General features: G+C 71.9%; 16 protein-coding genes. 13 read left to right on the top strand and 3 right to left on the bottom strand.

From position 1 onward, the window contains the following. Window positions 1-52 precede the first annotated feature (52 nt). From HB662_RS00320 to HB662_RS00305, 4 genes are all read left to right on the top strand, one after another. Window positions 53-358, top strand: a complete 306-nt coding sequence (locus tag HB662_RS00320; RefSeq protein ID WP_168046037.1) for a DUF4212 domain-containing protein — start codon at window positions 53-55, stop codon at window positions 356-358. Between the two features lie 3 nt (window positions 359-361). Next, complete coding sequence (locus tag HB662_RS00315; RefSeq protein ID WP_168046035.1) at window positions 362-2,149, top strand: sodium:solute symporter family protein; 1,788 nt, start codon at window positions 362-364, stop codon at window positions 2,147-2,149. A gap of 89 nt (window positions 2,150-2,238) precedes the next feature. Then, complete coding sequence (locus tag HB662_RS00310; RefSeq protein ID WP_168046033.1) at window positions 2,239-2,559, top strand: YggT family protein; 321 nt, start codon at window positions 2,239-2,241, stop codon at window positions 2,557-2,559. A gap of 10 nt (window positions 2,560-2,569) precedes the next feature. Next, a complete protein-coding gene (locus HB662_RS00305; protein WP_168046031.1) occupies window positions 2,570-2,860 on the top strand; it encodes a hypothetical protein in 291 nt (96 codons plus the stop codon). A 22-nt stretch (window positions 2,861-2,882) separates the two neighbouring features. Here HB662_RS00305 and HB662_RS00300 read toward each other — a convergent pair whose 3' ends face one another. Beyond that, a complete protein-coding gene (locus HB662_RS00300; RefSeq protein ID WP_168046028.1) occupies window positions 2,883-3,512 on the bottom strand; it encodes a Tat pathway signal protein in 630 nt (209 codons plus the stop codon). Window positions 3,513-3,716: 204 nt separating this feature from the next. Between HB662_RS00300 and HB662_RS00295 the strand changes: the two genes are divergently transcribed. The 4 genes from HB662_RS00295 to HB662_RS00280 are packed head-to-tail and all read left to right on the top strand — an operon-like array spanning window position 3,717 to window position 7,179. Further along, window positions 3,717-5,432 carry a tetratricopeptide repeat protein gene (locus HB662_RS00295; protein ID WP_168046026.1) on the top strand — a complete coding sequence of 572 codons (1,716 nt, stop codon included), beginning with the start codon at window positions 3,717-3,719 and terminating at the stop codon, window positions 5,430-5,432. Continuing rightward, the gene (locus tag HB662_RS00290) at window positions 5,429-6,289 is read left to right on the top strand and encodes a 4-(cytidine 5'-diphospho)-2-C-methyl-D-erythritol kinase (RefSeq protein ID WP_168046024.1); all 861 of its coding nucleotides are present in this window, start codon (window positions 5,429-5,431) and stop codon (window positions 6,287-6,289) included. Before HB662_RS00295 ends, HB662_RS00290 begins: the two co-directional genes overlap by 4 nt. Before the next feature lie 42 nt (window positions 6,290-6,331). Then, on the top strand, window positions 6,332-6,712 hold the full coding sequence (locus HB662_RS00285; protein WP_245185355.1) for an ArsR/SmtB family transcription factor: 381 nt from the start codon (window positions 6,332-6,334) through the stop codon (window positions 6,710-6,712). After that, on the top strand, window positions 6,709-7,179 hold the full coding sequence (locus tag HB662_RS00280) for an SRPBCC family protein (protein ID WP_168046022.1): 471 nt from the start codon (window positions 6,709-6,711) through the stop codon (window positions 7,177-7,179). The genes HB662_RS00285 and HB662_RS00280 overlap by 4 nt, the downstream gene beginning before the upstream one ends. 4 nt (window positions 7,180-7,183) lie before the next feature. On the opposite strand, the gene HB662_RS00275 is transcribed toward HB662_RS00280, so the two are convergent. Together HB662_RS00275 and HB662_RS00270 are read right to left on the bottom strand one after the other, a co-directional pair. Continuing rightward, the gene (locus HB662_RS00275) at window positions 7,184-8,353 is read right to left on the bottom strand and encodes a pyridoxal phosphate-dependent aminotransferase (RefSeq protein WP_168046020.1); all 1,170 of its coding nucleotides are present in this window, start codon (window positions 8,351-8,353) and stop codon (window positions 7,184-7,186) included. 56 nt (window positions 8,354-8,409) lie between these two features. After that, entirely contained in the window at window positions 8,410-9,945 is a 1,536-nt protein-coding gene (locus HB662_RS00270) for a gamma-glutamyltransferase (RefSeq protein WP_168046018.1), read from the bottom strand. Between HB662_RS00270 and HB662_RS00265 the strand changes: the two genes are divergently transcribed. The 5 genes from HB662_RS00265 (at window position 9,884) to HB662_RS00245 (ending at window position 15,283) form a co-directional block, all read left to right on the top strand. Next, a complete protein-coding gene (locus HB662_RS00265) occupies window positions 9,884-11,290 on the top strand; it encodes a M48 family metalloprotease (protein ID WP_168046016.1) in 1,407 nt (468 codons plus the stop codon). The genes HB662_RS00270 and HB662_RS00265 overlap by 62 nt on opposite strands. An 8-nt stretch (window positions 11,291-11,298) precedes the next feature. Next, window positions 11,299-12,036 (top strand): DsbA family protein, encoded by a 738-nt coding sequence (locus tag HB662_RS00260; RefSeq protein WP_245185354.1) that lies wholly within the window; start codon window positions 11,299-11,301, stop codon window positions 12,034-12,036. An 83-nt stretch (window positions 12,037-12,119) separates the two neighbouring features. Beyond that, window positions 12,120-13,079, top strand: coding sequence for a Bug family tripartite tricarboxylate transporter substrate binding protein (locus HB662_RS00255; RefSeq protein ID WP_168046014.1), 960 nt, complete (start codon window positions 12,120-12,122; stop codon window positions 13,077-13,079). Between the two features lie 72 nt (window positions 13,080-13,151). Beyond that, the gene (gene argE / locus HB662_RS00250) at window positions 13,152-14,312 is read left to right on the top strand and encodes an acetylornithine deacetylase (protein ID WP_168046012.1); all 1,161 of its coding nucleotides are present in this window, start codon (window positions 13,152-13,154) and stop codon (window positions 14,310-14,312) included. Further along, the gene (locus tag HB662_RS00245; protein ID WP_342449410.1) at window positions 14,309-15,283 is read left to right on the top strand and encodes a M14 family metallopeptidase; all 975 of its coding nucleotides are present in this window, start codon (window positions 14,309-14,311) and stop codon (window positions 15,281-15,283) included. Before argE ends, HB662_RS00245 begins: the two co-directional genes overlap by 4 nt. The last annotated feature ends 14 nt before the right edge of the window (window positions 15,284-15,297 follow it).

Raw genomic sequence — 15,297 nt, 5'->3', positions numbered from 1 at the left:
GCGAGGGGAACAGGCCGGAAAACCGGCGCCAAGAGAAGGGGAGTGTGTCCGCATGCCGCTTGTCGGGGATGTGAAGGGACCGCGTGGGCCGGTTGCGGCCGATGTGGACAAGGCGACGGGCGATGCCTACTGGCGTCGAACCTCCAACCTGATGTGGCTGATGCTGGCGATCTGGGCCGTTGCGGGCTTCGGCGTGCACCTGTTCGCCACCAGCCTGAACACCATCACCGTGTTCGGATTTCCGCTGGGCTTCTACATGGCGGCCCAGGGCAGCCTCATCATCTTCGTCGTGCAGCTGTTCTGGTTCGCCAAGCGCCAGAACGCGATCGATGAGGAATTCGGCGTCGAGGAGGAATAGGCCATGTCCGACGCCCCGAAGGCCCAATCCGGCGACTTCCTTTCGAACCTCGGCCGCATCTACGGCTGGTACACCGGCGGCTTCGCCGCCTTCGTACTGGTCCTGGCGCTGCTGGAACAGGTCGGCGTGCCGAACCGGATCATCGGCTACCTGTTCGTCTTCCTGACCATCGGCGTCTATGCGCTGATCGGCTACCTCTCGCGCACCGCGCAGGTGTCGGAGTACTACGTGGCGGGACGGCGGGTCCCGGCGCTGTACAACGGCATGGCGACGGGCTCGGACTGGATGTCCGCCGCCTCCTTCATCGGCATGGCGGGCACGCTGTATCTCCAGGGCTATGATGGCCTGGCCTTCGTGCTGGGCTGGACCGGCGGCTATGTGCTGGTGGCGATCCTGCTGGCGCCCTACCTGCGCAAGTTCGGCGCCTATACCGTGCCGGACTTCCTGGGCGCGCGGTATGGCGGCAACCTGGCGCGGCTGGCCGGCGTGATCGTGCTGATGTCGGCGTCCTTCACCTATGTGGTGGCGCAGATCTTCGGCACCGGCATCATCGCCTCCCGCTTCCTCGGCATCTCCTTCGAGGTGTCGGTCTTCGTCGGCCTCGCCGGCATCCTGGTGTGCTCCATGCTGGGCGGCATGCGCGCCGTCACCTGGACCCAGGTGGCGCAGTACATCATCCTGATCATCGCCTACCTGCTGCCGGTGGTGCTGCTATCCGCCAAAGTGACCGGGGTGCCGGTGCCGCAGCTGATGTACGGCCAGGCGCTGGAACAGATCGAGGCGCTGCGCCTGACGAAGGAGGCGTTGGCCGGTGCGCCATCGCACATCACGCCCTTCATCAACTCGGACCCGATCAACTTCTTCGGGCTGATCTTCTGCCTGATGCTCGGCACCGCGTCCCTGCCGCACATCCTGATGCGCTACTTCACCACGCCTTCCGTGCGCGATGCGCGGCAGAGCGTGGCGTGGAGCCTGTTCTTCATCTTCCTGCTGTACTTCACCGCGCCGGCCTATGCGGCCTTCGCCAAGCTGGAAGTCTTCACCAACGTCATCGGCGCACCGATCGCCAGCCTGCCGGAATGGGTCAGCATCTGGTCCAATATCGGCCTGGTGCGCGTGACCGACGCGAATGCGGACGGCATCCTGCAATTCCGCGAATTCGTCATCAACGCGGATGCCATCGTGCTGGCGACGCCGGAAATCGCCGGCCTGCCCTACGTCATCGCGGGGCTGGTGGCCGCCGGCGGCCTGGCGGCGGCGCTATCGACGGCGGATGGCCTGTTGTTGGCCATCGCCAATGCGCTGAGCCACGACGTCTACTACCGGATGATCGACCCGCAGGCGAACTCCAAGCGCCGGCTGGTGGTGGCGCGCATCCTGCTGGTGGTGGTCGCGATCATCGCCGCCTGGGTGGCGAGCACGCGGCCCGCGGGCATCCTGGCCATGGTGGCATGGGCCTTCTCCATCGCGGCCTCGGGGCTGTTCCCGGCGCTGGTCATGGGCGTGTGGTGGAAACGCACGACCTCGGCCGGTGCGGTGGCCGGCATGGTGGTGGGCTATGGCGTCTGCCTGTTCTACCTGATCGGCACGCAGTACTACGGCATGCCGCTGTGGTTCGGCATCCGCAACATCTCCTGCGGCCTGTTCGGCATTCCGGCCGCCTTCCTCACCACCTTCGTGGTCAGCCTGATGACGCAGGCCCCATCGCAGGCGATGCAGGACTTCATCGACAGCATCCGGACACCGCGCGGCGGCGTGCGGATGGTGGGCGGCGAGAAGGTGCTGGACTGACACACCCCGCTGCAGCCTGAAACCGGGGCGGGGTGCCGGAAGGTGCCCCGCCCTTCCTTTTGCCCGCCCTCCCTTTGCATGAGGCGTGAATGGACCAGCCGCATTTCATCCTCGGCCACCTGCCCTTCTGGCTGGTGACCTACAGCCTGGCGGTGGTCGGCTGGACGCTGTTCGGGCGGTTCCTGATGCAGTTCTTCGTGGCGCCCGACAGCCGGTTGTATATCTGGCGCTGGTTCCGGCTGCTGACGGATTGGGCGGTGCGGGCGGCGGCGTTGCTGGTGCCGCGCTATGTGCAGCCGCAATGGCTGCCGCTGGTCGCCGCCTTCTGGGTGTTCACGGTGCGGATGGGCTTCGGCATCGCCATGTTCGCCGCCGGCCTGGCGCCGAGCGTCGCGCCGACGGCCGGATGAGGGCCTGCCGATGACCCCGCAGACCTTCTTCCTGATCGCGATGTCGCTCAGCCTGCTGAACGGCATGACCAGCCCGGCCACCGGCCTGGTCTTCGGCCTCTGGCCGCTCTGGTACCCGCAGGTGGTCACCCCGGTGCAGGAGCTGGTCTATTACGGGGCCAGCCTGATCGTCGCCACCGCCACCCTGCTCTCGGCCGCCATACCGGCCGCGATCGCCGAGCGGCTCGGCGCCAGCGAAATGGCGACCATGGTGCTCTGGGCCGCCGGCACCGCGCTGCTGCTGGTGTTGAGCCACGCCTGAACGGCGTGGCCCGGTGGGTGCCTCAGCGCCAGACGAAGCTGTTGAGGCTGCAGGTTTCCTGCCGCCGCCGTTCGAAGGCGCGACCGTCCATGTAGACGACCCGCATATCCACCGCGCAGGTCACGCCGGCGGGCAGGGAAACCGCGATGCGCTGGCCCGGCCGTATCACCTGCGTGCCCAACCGGTCCGGGCCCCAGCCGCCATCGGTGGCCAGGGAGACGTAAAGCTCGCGGATCGTGGTGTTGCTGCCGTTCACGAAGTTGAAGGACGGGTTCATCGAGGCCGGCCGCGCCGGCCTGACCTGCGCACCGGCACCGGCCCCGGCGCCGCCACGACCGCCGAAAACCACCTGGCTGATGCGGCAGGCATTCACCTGCATCCGGGTCGATTCGCCGCCGCCCTGGAAGGTCACCCGCAGATCGAGGAGGCAATCGCCGAAGGACGGCACCACCCAGACGCGCTCGCCATAGGGCAGTACGGAGGTGCCCAGGATGTCCGGGCCCCAGTTGGAGACGCGGGAGGAGGAGACATAGGCACGCTCGATGGTTCGTCCGGTCTCATTGACCAGCCAGAACCGGTTCTGCGCCTGCGCCGAGCCGGCGGCCACGAGGCCGGCAAGTAGCGCGAACAGGGCAAGGACGTGGCGACGCATCTGGCGAACTCCCAATTTTCTGGACAAGTTCAAGATGTAACAGCGCCGGGGTGGATGCCGGATGAACATCTCTCCATTTGATTTCGTGTTGTTTCGCGCCCGTGGCCGAACCGCCGGCATCCTCGGCCCCGACTGCCTCCCGGGGGGATCCATGCTGCGATGCATCCTGGCGAAGCGCCGCGCAGGCCTGCTAGGCTTACGGGCATGACATGGTCCGTCCCGCCCCGCCGTGCCCTTCTGCTCGTGGCTGCGCTGCTGTCCGGCTGTGCCGCGGCCGGCACGCCCAGCCCCGCCACCACCCCGGCCGCGGAAGCCGCGGAGCCGGATGGCGTGTTCGGCAGCTACCTTTCCGGCCGCTTCGCGCAATCCGAGACCGATACGCGCGCTGCCGCCGACCGGCTGCTGGAAGCGCTGCGGCGGGACCCGAACCAGGCCGAGGTGCTGAACCGGGCCTTCGCCGCCGCCCTGCTGGATGGACGGCCGGAGGCTTTGCGCCTGGCCCGCCGGCTGCCGCAGAACCAGGCCGCGGCGCTGCTGCTGGTCGGCTCCGAATCGCTCGCCGGGCGCTGGGAACGGGCGGAACAAAGGGTGCGCGCCCTGCCGCGGCAGGGGCCGGCCCAGCTGCTGCAGCCGCTGCTTCTCGCCTGGGTGCAGCAGGGCCGCGGCCAGACCGATGCCGCGCTCGCCACGCTGCGCCCGCTGGCCGACGCCGGCCGGCTGCGCGGCATCCACGCGCTGCACATGGCGCTGATCGCCGACCTCGCCGGCAGGAAGCGGGAGGCGGAGCGCGCCATCCGGGTGGCGCTGGCGGAAACGCCGCAACCCTCGCTGCGGCTGGTACAGATCGCCACCGCCATCTTCGCCCGCAGCGGGCGGGAGGCGGAGGCGATGGCGCTGGTTGATGGGCTGGCGCGCGCGCTCGGCGACTATGCGCTGGCCGCCAGCAACCCGGCGCAGCGCCGCGCCCTGCTGGAGACCCGGCCGGTTTCCTCCGCGGTCGAGGGCATTGCCGAAGCCTACCTGGCGCTCGCGGTGCCGCTGCGCCAGCAGGGGGCGGGCGATGCGGCGCTGATCCTGGCGCGGCTGTCGCTGCGGCTGCGCCCGGATTTCGCGCCGACCCTGCTGCTGATCGCGGAGAACTACGCCGAGGAAAGCCACCCGGAAACCGCGCTGCAGGTGCTGGAGTCGTTGCCGGGCAGCGACGCGCTGGCCCCGGTCGCCGCGCTGCGCCGCGCGGCGCTGTTCGACCGCATGGACCGGGTCGAGGAGGCCGAGGCGGCGCTGCGCGGCCTGGCCGCGGACCTGCCGGAGCAGCCGCAGCCCCTGGTGCGGCTCGGCGACCTGCTGCGGGCGCGCAACCGCTTCCCGGATTCGGTGCAGGCCTATGATGCCGCGCTGGCGCGCATCTCGACGCCGGGTGCGACCGACTGGCCGCTGTTCTACGCCCGCGGCATTTCCAACGAGCGCTCCGGCAACTGGCCGCAGGCCGAGGCGGATTTCAAGCGGGCGCTGGAACTGGCGCCGGAACAGCCCTACGTCCTGAACTACCTCGCCTATACCTGGGTGGAGCAGGGCCGCGAGCTGCCGGAGGCGCGGCGCATGCTGGAACGCGCGGTCGCGCTGCGCCCGAATGACGGCAACATCGTCGACAGCCTCGGCTGGGCGCTGTTCCGCATGGGCGACATCCCGGGCGCCATCGCCGCGCTGGAACGGGCGGTGGAGCTGGAGCCGCGCAACTCCGTCATCAACGACCATCTGGGCGATGCCTATTGGGCGGCCGGGCGCCGGCAGGAGGCCCGCTTCCAGTGGCGCCGCGCGCTGGGGCTGGAGCCGGAGGCGGCGGAGCTGGCGAAGATCACCACCAAGCTGCGCGACGGCCTGCCCAACCCGCCGGCAGCCACGGCGCAGCGCCGCGATTGAGCTCGCAGGATCCGGGCTTCGCCCCGGCGAAGGTGAACCTGTATCTGCGCGTCACCGGCCGGCGCGCGGACGGCTTTCATCTGCTGGACAGCCTCGCGGTGTTTGCCGGCGTCGGTGACCGGGTCTCCGCCCTTCGGTCCCGGCGCCTCATCCTGGCGCTGGACGGGCCGGAAGCGGGGGAGCTGGCGGCGGAGGCGGATAATCTCGTGCTACGCGCCGCCCGCGCTTTGGCAGCAGCGGCCGGCTGCCCACCCGGGGCCATGCTGCGGCTGGAGAAGCGCCTGCCGGTGGCGTCGGGCATCGGCGGCGGCTCGGCCGATGCGGCGGCCGCGCTGCGCGTGCTGGCGGGGCTTTGGGGCGTGCAGGCGGATCTCGGCGCCATCGCGGCGACGCTCGGCGCCGATGTGCCGGTCTGCGTCGCCGGCCGCCCGGCGCGGATGCAGGGGGTGGGGGAGGTGCTTTCGCCGGTACCCACCCTGCCGCACTGCGGGTTCCTGCTGGCCAATCCGCGCCTGCCGCTGGCGACGCCGGCTGTATTTCGCGCCCGGTCGGGTGGCTTTTCCGAGCCGGCCAGCTTCCCCGCAGGCTGGGCGGATGCCGAAGCGCTGGCCGAGTGGCTGCGCCCCCTGGGCAACGACCTCCAGGCCGCCGCGATCAGCCTGTGCCCGGAGGTGGCGGAGGTGCTGGCCGCCATCTCCACCCAGTCCGCCTGCCTGCTGGCGCGCATGAGCGGATCCGGCGCCACCTGCTTCGGACTCTTCCCCAGCCCTGCCGAGGCGGAGGCCGCCGCCGCCGCGCTGCCGGCCGGCTGGTGGCGCTGGGGCGGTGGCCTGGGTGTCCCGGCGGACCAGCCCTGACTGGCAGCGGCTGGGGGACTCCCCTCGGCGTCGCATGATGGTTTGCCGATCGGCGAACTGAGGGCTATGGTTCGCCGGATGGAGAACCATGCTTCCGGCTTCGACGCGGCCTTCCATGCGCTCGCCGACCGGACCCGGCGGGCCGTGGTCACGCGCCTGATGTCGGGCCCTGCGCCGGTCAAGCAGCTCGCCCAACCCTTCGCCATGGGGCTGCCCGCCTTCCTCAAGCATCTGCGCGTGCTGGAGGACAGCAGGCTGATCGTGACCGAGAAGCAGGGCCGCATCCGCACCTGCCGCATCCGGCCGGAGCGTCTGTTGGAGACGGAGGCGTGGCTCGCCGAACAGCTTGCGCTCTGGCGGGCCAGCACCGATCGGCTTGCCGCCTATGTGGAAAACGAGATGTCGGAGGACGATGCCGCATGACCACCGCCAGCAACGAATTGTCGATCTCCCGCTTCATCAACGCCGCGCCGGCCAAGGTCTGGAAGGCCTGGAGCAGGCCGGAGCATCTGGCGCGGTGGTGGATACCCCGGCCGATCGAATGCAAGGTCATCAAGCTGGACCTGCGCCCCGGCGGTGGCTTCGAGACGCGGATGCGCGAGGGGGAAGGGGACTTCAAGCCGCATGTCGAGGCCTGCTTCCTCGACATCATCCCGGAGCAGCGGCTGGTATGGACGACGACCCTGGCCGAGGGCTGGCGGCCGACGGAGCCATGGCTGGCGCTGACCGCCATCATCAGCTTCGCGGCCGAGGCGGATGGCACCCGCTATGCCGCCCGTGTGCTGCACCGGAACGCGGCCGATAGCCGCCGGCATGACGAACTGGGGTTCCAGCAGGGTTGGGGCACCGCCATCGACCAGTTGGCGGCGCTGATCCGGGAAATCCCGTAGGGTTTCAGCGCCGCAGCCAGGCCTTCAGCCGCGCCGGCGCCTGCACCATCTCCGCTTCCGCCCCGCAATAGCTGAAGCGCAGGAAGCGGTGGCCGCGTTCACGGTCGAAATCGACGCCTGCGGAGGCGGCGATATCGGCGCCCTCCAGCATCCGGGCGCAGAAATCCAGGCTGTCATTGCTGAGGTGCCCGATGTCGCACCACAGGTAGAAGGCGCCATCGGCGGCGGCGATACGGTCGAAGCCGGCCTGCGGCAGGCCTTCCAGCAGGGCGGCGCGGGCGCGGCGGTAGCCGTCCTTGTTCGCCTCCAGCTCCGCCGTGCAGTCGAAGGCGGCCTCGGCGGCGACCTGGGCGATGTGGGGCGCGCTGATGAACAGGTTCTGCGCCAGGCATTCCACCGGCCGGCACAGATCCTCCGGCAGCAGCAGCCAGCCGATCCGCCAGCCGGTCATGCAGAAATACTTGGAGAAGCTGTTCACCACGATGGCGCTGTCGCTGAACGCCGCCGCGGAGCTCTCGGCGACGGTGCCCCAGGACAGCCCGTGATAGATCTCGTCCGAGACCAGCCGCACCCCGTTCGCGTGGCACCAGCGGGCGATGGCGGCCAGTTCCTCCGGCGCCAGCATCGTGCCGGCCGGGTTGCAGGGGCTGGCGACGATCAGCCCGGCGGGCAGCGGGTCCAGCTTCTCCAGCATCGCCAGCGTCGGCTGGAAGCGGGTGCCGGCATCGCAGGCCAGCAGCTGCGGCACCATGCCGAGCGTGGTCAGGATATTGGCATAGGGCGGGTAGAAGGGCGCCGCCATGGCGATGCGGTCGCCCACGTCGAAGGCCGCCAGGAAGGCCAGCGGAAAGGCGCCGGAGGCCCCCACCGTCACCGCGATCCGTGCCGGCGCCACCGTCACGCCGTAGCTGTCCTGGTAGTGCCGGGCGATGCGGGCGCGCAGCGAGGCGAGGCCGAAGGCCTCCGTATAGCCCATCGGCCGGCGCGACTGCAGCGCGCGGATGGCGGCTTCCTCCGCCCCGCGCGGCGCGCCGTTGCCAGGCTGGCCGACCTCCATCCGCAGCACGCCGGGGGCGCCGGCGGGCAGGCTGGCGGCGCGCGCATTGGCGGCCGCGATCACGTCCATCACCAGGAAGGGCGGCGCTTCCGCCCCCCGTCCAATCTTCAGCGCCATGCGCTTTTGCCAATCTTCAGCGCCATGCGCTCAGGCCAACCTTCAGCGCCATGCGATCATGGGTCCACCGCGCCCACGGCGAGGCCGGCGCCGCGCGGGTCCGTTGCCGCCTGGCAGGTCGTGGAATCCCCCGGCAGGTAGCGCGGGCAGGACAGCAGCTGGGTGCGGCCCGGCTCCGGCGCCAGGCCGGCTGCCTGCGCCGCGGCGACGCCGCGCATCACCTGGGACAGCGGCAGCGCCACCGCCATCGGCGCCGCCTGCTGGCCGCTGCCGGCGGCGGCGGCGCGGAAGGCGCGCAGGTTGGGGCTGTGCACCAGCCCGGCCGAGAGCAGCGCCGGCTGCACCTGGCCGATGCCCGGCGCCGCGGCCAGCAGCACGCCGGTGCCCGGGGCGATGCGCCCGGTGCCGAACAGATTGTTCATGGTGAAGGCGCAGGTCACCGCCATGCCCTCGCGGTCGAACACCGCGAGCCCGGTGGAGGCCGGCAGCATCCCCAGCCCGGCGGCCGGCAGGTCGGCGGCGGCCAGCAGCGTCATCGGCGCACCGCCGCGCGCGCGCCAGGCGGCGGCCACCGCCTCGCCCCGCGCGGCGGCGGCCGGCGCGGCGGTGCCGGTCTGCAGCGCGGCGAAGGCGGCGGCGGCGGCCAGCCCGCCATCGGCCGGCGGCGGCAGGAAGGACACCACGTCATTGCCCAGGCTCGCCTGCAGCGCCGGCACCACCTGTGGCACCGCCTCCCGCATTTCAGGCACAGTCAGCATGCCGCCGGCGGCGCGGGAGGTTTCCTCCATGCGCCGGGCCAGCGCGCCCTGGTGCAGGTCGCCGACGCCGGCGGTCCGCAGCGTCGCCAGGGTGCTGCCGAGATCCGCCTGGGTCATCCGCGCGCCGGAGGCCAGCGGCTGGCCGCCGGGACCGGCGAAGGCGGCGGCGGCGCCCGGGTCGGCGAACAGCGGCCCGGCGACGGCGGCGATGTCGGCGGCGAAGGCGCGGCTGACCTCGGTGCCGAAGCGCGCGGCCTGCTCGGCCGGGGCGATCAACTCCTCGAAAGGCCGGCGGCCGGCGCGGGCATGCAGGGCGAACAGGCCGCGCGCCATCAGCGGCACGGCGGCCGGGCGGTCGGCACCGGCCGGCACCGCGGCGCGCGGGCCGGGCGGGAAGACGATGGCCTCGACCTCGTTGCGGCTCGGCACATACAGCAGGCAGGCGCCGCCGCCGCCGAGTCCGGCGCGCGACGGCAGGGTGACGGACAGTGCGAATCCGGCCGCCACCGCCGCATCCGCCGCCGAACCGCCGGCCGCGAGCACGTTGCGGGCGATCAGCGCCGCACGTGGTTCCTCCGCCGCGACGCCGCCGAGGAAGCCGCGCACGAAGCCATCCTGCCCGATCTCGGGCCCGGCCGTCGTCACCCCATCCAGCCCACCGCAAGCGGCCAGCACCGGCAGCAGGGCCATCGCGGCGAAGCCGCGTGTGGGGCGGCGGGCGTTACAAGCCTCGGGGTGGGCCGAGGGCGCCGATCGCGCTAGGCTGGGCGCCATGTCGCGCTCCATGGCCTTCTCGCCCACCGGCTCGATCCCCGGCACCAAGCTGGTCGTCATCCTGGTCGTCCTCGCCCTTCTCGTCGCGCTGGTCGCCCCCGGAATGGCCGCGGCGCAGTCGGCCTCGCAGCGGATCGTCACCATCCGGGATGCGGAGACCGAAAACCTGGTCCGCCGCCTGTCCCACCCGCTGTTCCGCACGGCGGGCGTGGATCCCGGACTGGTTCGGATCACGCTGATCCAGAACCGCGCCATAAACGCCTTCGTCAGCACCGGCAACCGGCTGTTCATCCACACCGGCCTGATCCAGCAGGCCGGATCGGTGCGGGAGTTGATCGGCGTGCTGGCGCATGAGACCGGCCACATCGCCGGCGGCCACCTGGCGCGGCTGCCGGATGAGATGCGCGCGGCCATGCTGCGCTCCGTCGCCGCCATGCTGCTGGGCGGCGCGGCGGCCGCGGCCTCGGGCCAGTCGGGCGCCCTGATGGCCGGCATGCTGGGCGGCCAGGCCAGCGCCATGGGCGAATTCTACGCCTTCACCCGCAGCCAGGAACAATCCGCGGACCAGGCGGCGGTAACCTATCTGGACCGGCTCGGCTGGTCCTCCCGCGGCATGGAGTCGCTGCTGGAGAAGCTGCTGGAACAGGAACTGCTCGCGGTCGGCAGGCAGGACCCGTATTTCCGCACCCACCCGCTGTCCCGCGACCGGCTGGAATTCGCCCGCGAGCATATCGCCCGGTCCCGCCACGCCAATGCGCCGCCCCCGCCGGGCTTCGAGGAGAGCTTTGCCATGGTGCGGGCGAAGCTGGATGGCTTCATCGACCCGCCCGCCATGACCTGGCGCCGCTATCCTGCGAGCGATGCCTCCGCCCCGGCCCGCTACGCACGGACCATCGCGCAATTCCGCTCCGGCCGCATCCCGGAGGCGGTGGCGATGGTGGATGGGCTGATCGCGGAGGCGCCGAACAGCCCCTGGCTGAACGAACTCAAGGGCCAGATCCTGTTCGAGGGCCATCGCCCGGCGGAGGCGCTGGCGCCCTATGCCCGTGCCGCCCGGCTGGCCCCGGATGAGCCGATGATCCGCCTGAGCCATGCCCGCGTGCTGATCGAGCTCGGCCAGCCCGCCCAGCTGCGTGAGGCGGTGAAGGAGCTGGAGGCGACCTTGCGGACGGAGCGCGAGAGCCCCTTCGTCTGGCGCCAGATGGCCGTGGCGCAGGGCAGGCTGGGCAACATGCCGCAGGCCGACCTCGCCTTGGCGGAGGAGGCGCTGCTGCTGGGCGACCCGCGCAGCGCCCGGACGCTGGCCACCCGCGCCGCCGAGGCGCTGCCCGCCGGCCCGCAGCGGCTGCGGGCGCAGGACCTGCGCAACGCCGCCCAGCCCGAGAACCTGCCGCAACGCCGATGAGGACACAGATGCGCCGAATGATCCGGGCCGCGGCCCTGCTGCTGGCCCTGGCCCTGCCTGTCACGGGCTGGACCCAGGGCTTCACCTCCGCCCAGCGCGCCGAGATCGTTGAGATCCTGCGCCAGGCGCTGCGCCAGGACCCGACCATCCTGCGCGACGCCATTGGCGGGCTGGAGGCCGCCGAGCAGGCTGCCCGCGCCACGGCGCAGCGCGACGCGATCGGCGCGCAGGAGGCCGCGCTGTTCCGCGATGCGGCGGACCCGGTGAAGGGCAACCCGCAGGGCGACGTGACCCTGGTGGAGTTCTTCGATGCCCGCTGCGGCTACTGCAAGCAGCTGCATCCGACGATGGAGGCGCTGATCCGCCGCGACCCCAACCTGCGCGTGGTGATGAAGGATCTGCCGATCCTCGGCCCGAACAGCGTGCTCGCCTCCCGCGCCTTGCTCGCGGCGCAGCGGCAGGGTGGCTATGGCCGGCTGTACGACGCGCTGATGGCGCTGCGCGGCGAGCCGACGGAGCCTGTGCTGCGGCAGCAGGCTGAGCGCGCGGGGCTGGACTGGGCGCGGCTGCGGCGGGACATGGACGACCCGGCGGTGGCGGAGCGCATCCAGGGGAACATGGCGCTGGCCCAGTCGCTGGGCATCGAGGGCACGCCCGCCATGGTGATCGGCCGCACCCTGGTGCCCGGCGCGGTGGACCTGCCGACGCTGGAGCGGCTGGTGGCGGAAGCCCGCGCCGCCCGCTGACCTCGCCACGCCGCGGCGGCCTTGACCGGCCGGGCCCTGCGGGCAAGCGTTCCCCGAGAAGAAGATCACTCGGGGGAACCAACATGAAGACCAAGATTGCCCTGGCCTTCGGGCTGCTGCTGGCCGTGGCCCATCAAGTGAATACCGGCGGCGCCTGGGCGCAGGACAGCTACCCGTCCCGCCCGGTGCAGATGGTCGTGCCCTATCCGCCCGGTGGCAATACGGACCTGATGGCCCGCGCCCTGCAGCCTGAACTCAGCCGGATGCTCGGCCAGACCGTGGTGATCGTCAACCGCGGCGGCGCGGCGGGTACCATCGGCGATGCGCAGGTCGCCCGCGCGGCGGCCGATGGCTACACGATCGGCATGTCGCCGAACAACCCGCTGACGGCGCAGCCGCATCTGCAATCCTTGTCCTACGCGCTGAACAGCTTCCGCTTCGTCTGCCTGGTCTATGACAACCCTCAGGTGCTGGTGGCCGGGCGCGGCGCGCCGTTCCAGGATTTCGCCGGCATGATCGCCCACGCGAAATCGGGGAAGGAGGCGCTGGTCTATGGCTCGCCCGGCCAGGGCAGCACGCAGCACATCCTGATGGCGGCGCTGCTGAAGGCGGCGGGGGTGGATGGGCTGCATGTGCCCTTCACCGGCGCCGGGCCGATGGCCACCGCGGCACTAGGCGGGCAGATCCAGGTCTTCGTCGAAAGCCCCTCGATCCCCACCAACAACAACCTGCCCATGCTGGCGGTGTTCGGCGCCGAACGGATGACGGCGCTGCCGCAGGTGCCGACGGTGGCGGAGCTCGGCCACCCGATCGAGGGCAGCTCCGCCGGCGGGCTGGTCGGGCCGGCCGGCATGCCGGATGCGGCCGCCGCGGCGCTGGAGCGGGCCTGCGCCAGCGCGGTGGCCAGCGACAGCTTCCGCCAGGCGGCCGAGCGGCTGAACGCGGTGCCGCGCTACCTGCCCGGCGCCGCCTTCCGCACCCGCTTCGCCGCCGAAAGCGAGATGAACCGGACCGTGCTGCGCGACCTCGGCCTGGCCCAGTAGAGACACGGTATTGGCCCGGATTTGCGCCCGTTCCCGTGCCGTATAGAGTGAAGGCAAGGGAGATTCTCGCGGATGGCGGCGGAAACCGACGTGGTCGGGATGCTCGCGCGACTGGTGGCCTTCGATACGACCAGCGCGCGCAGCAACCTCGGCCTGGTGCAATTCGTACAGGCCGAACTCGCCAGCCATGGCGTGGCATCCCGGCTGGTGCCGGACGCCACGGGCCAGAAGGCGGCGCTGCATGCGGTGATCGGGCCCGCGGTGGCCGGCGGCGTGGCGCTGTCGGCACATGCCGATTGCGTACCGGTGGAGGGCCAGGACTGGGCGGCGGACCCCTTTACCCTGCGCGAGGCGAACGGACGGCTGACCGCGCGCGGCACGGTGGACATGAAGGGCTTCTGGGCCTGCGTCATGGCGGCGGTGCCGGGCCTCGCCGCGCGCAAGCTGGCGCGGCCGATCCATCTCTGCCTGTCCTTCGACGAGGAGACCACCTTCGCCGGTGCCCCGCTGCTGGTGGACAGCCTGGCGAAGCACGGCCCGCCGCCGGCGCTGTGCATCGTGGGGGAGCCGAGCCGCATGGCGCCCGTGGTGGCACATAAGGGCTATGCCTCCTGGGAAGTGGAGGTGACCGGCCGCACCGGCCATTCCAGCCAGGCGCACCGCACCGCCAATGCGCTGGAGGCGGCGGCGGAGGCGGTGGCCTTCCTGAAGGCGAAGGCGCGCCACTTCGCGGCGGAGGGCCGCCGGGCGGAAGGCTTCGAGCCGCCCCATACCACTGTCCATACCGGCACCTTCCGCGCCGGCAGCATCCTCAACATCGTCCCCGACTTCGCCGAATTCGTCTTCGAGGTGCGCGCCGTGCCCGGCGATTCGGCGGAATCGGTGCGGGATGCGCTGGCCGATTACGCCCGCGAGGTGCTGCTGCCCGATCTGCAGGCCCGCGCGCCGGAGGCCGCATTCCGCATCCGCCCGCGCTGCCTGGCGCCGGCGCTGAGCCTGGATGCCGCGCATCCGCTGGTCGCCCTGGCGCAGGATTGCGGCGCGGTGGGGCCGGTGGGGCGGATGCCCTTCGCGACGGAGGCGGGCGTGTTCCAGGATGCCGGCATCGCCACCCTGGTCTGCGGCCCGGGCGACGTGGCGCAGGCGCACCAGCCGGAGGAATGGATCGCCCGGTCCGAACTCGAAGCCTGCTGCGCCTTCCTCGACAGGCTCGGCGACAGGATGGCGGCGTGACGCCTCCGCCCCTGTCCGGGACCGCCGCGCTGGCCGGCCTGCCGCCGCTGACCGTGCATCTGCCGCAGCCGGAGATCGGCCCCTGGCGCGCCGGCAATGCCGGGCTGCCGGGGGTGTGGCGCTTCGCGGCGGCGGAGGCGGGGCCGCATCTGGTGGTCTCGGCGGCGGTGCATGGCAATGAGATTGCCGGCGCGCTGCTGCTGGCGCGCTGGCTGCGCGATGGGGTGCGGCCTCGGCGCGGCACGCTGACCCTGGTCTTCGGCAACCTGGCGGCGCTGGAACGCTTCGATCCGGCCGACCCCACCGCCAGCCGCTTCGTGGACGAGGATCTGAACCGCATCTGGGCGCCGGCGCTGCTCGCCAGCGGGCGGCGATCCGTGGAGCTGGAGCGGGCGCGCGCGCTGCTGCCGGTGGTGGCGCAGGCGGATGTGCTGCTGGACCTGCATTCCATGCTCTGGCCCTCGGACCCGCTGTTCCTGTCCGGGCCGGGGGCGGCGGCGCGACGGCTGGGCCAGGACCTGGGCACGCCGCCGCTGGTGGTGGCGGATGATGGCCATGCCGCCGGGCTGCGGCTGATCGACCATGCCCGCTTCCGCGATGGTGGCACCGCCCTGCTGCTGGAGGCCGGGTCGCATTGGCAGAAGGACACGCTGGCGCAGATGGAACACAGCGCCGCCCGGCTGCTGCGCCAGCTCGGCATGGCGGCGCCGGATGCGGCCCTGCCGCCGGATTCGGCGCCGCCCGCCGGGCGCCTGGCGCGGGTGACGCGCACGGTGACGGCAGCCACCAGCGGCTTCACCTTCCTGCGCGACTTCCGGGGTGGGGAGGTGGTGCCGCGCCGCAACACGCTGATCGCCCTGGATGGGGAGGTGGAGGTGCGGACCCCGCATGATGATTGCCTGCTGGTGATGCCCAGCCCGCACGCCATGCGCGGCCACACGGCGGTGCGGCTGGCTCGCTTCGAGGGGTAGGTTTCCTCCCGGCC

This window comes from Falsiroseomonas frigidaquae, assembly GCF_012163145.1.
In the GTDB taxonomy this organism is placed as follows: domain Bacteria; phylum Pseudomonadota; class Alphaproteobacteria; order Acetobacterales; family Acetobacteraceae; genus Falsiroseomonas; species Falsiroseomonas frigidaquae.
Note: the sequence above shows the minus strand (reverse complement) of the source record. Positions and strands in the feature narration are given on the sequence as shown.

Excerpts from the sequence above, each read along its gene's own strand:
- argE (WP_168046012.1), top strand. The coding sequence starts at position 13,152 with ATGGCGGCGGAAACCGACGTGGTCGGGATGCTCGCGCGACTGGTGGCC.
- HB662_RS00270 (WP_168046018.1), bottom strand. The coding sequence starts at position 9,945 with ATGACGACCAGCTTGGTGCCGGGGATCGAGCCGGTGGGCGAGAAGGCC.
- HB662_RS00295 (WP_168046026.1), top strand. The coding sequence starts at position 3,717 with ATGACATGGTCCGTCCCGCCCCGCCGTGCCCTTCTGCTCGTGGCTGCG.
- HB662_RS00265 (WP_168046016.1), top strand. The coding sequence starts at position 9,884 with ATGTCGCGCTCCATGGCCTTCTCGCCCACCGGCTCGATCCCCGGCACC.
- HB662_RS00260 (WP_245185354.1), top strand. The coding sequence starts at position 11,299 with ATGCGCCGAATGATCCGGGCCGCGGCCCTGCTGCTGGCCCTGGCCCTG.
- HB662_RS00280 (WP_168046022.1), top strand. The coding sequence starts at position 6,709 with ATGACCACCGCCAGCAACGAATTGTCGATCTCCCGCTTCATCAACGCC.
- HB662_RS00305 (WP_168046031.1), top strand. The coding sequence starts at position 2,570 with ATGACCCCGCAGACCTTCTTCCTGATCGCGATGTCGCTCAGCCTGCTG.
- HB662_RS00315 (WP_168046035.1), top strand. The coding sequence starts at position 362 with ATGTCCGACGCCCCGAAGGCCCAATCCGGCGACTTCCTTTCGAACCTC.
- HB662_RS00320 (WP_168046037.1), top strand. The coding sequence starts at position 53 with ATGCCGCTTGTCGGGGATGTGAAGGGACCGCGTGGGCCGGTTGCGGCC.
- HB662_RS00255 (WP_168046014.1), top strand. The coding sequence starts at position 12,120 with ATGAAGACCAAGATTGCCCTGGCCTTCGGGCTGCTGCTGGCCGTGGCC.
- HB662_RS00275 (WP_168046020.1), bottom strand. The coding sequence starts at position 8,353 with ATGGCGCTGAAGATTGGACGGGGGGCGGAAGCGCCGCCCTTCCTGGTG.
- HB662_RS00300 (WP_168046028.1), bottom strand. The coding sequence starts at position 3,512 with ATGCGTCGCCACGTCCTTGCCCTGTTCGCGCTACTTGCCGGCCTCGTG.
- HB662_RS00310 (WP_168046033.1), top strand. The coding sequence starts at position 2,239 with ATGGACCAGCCGCATTTCATCCTCGGCCACCTGCCCTTCTGGCTGGTG.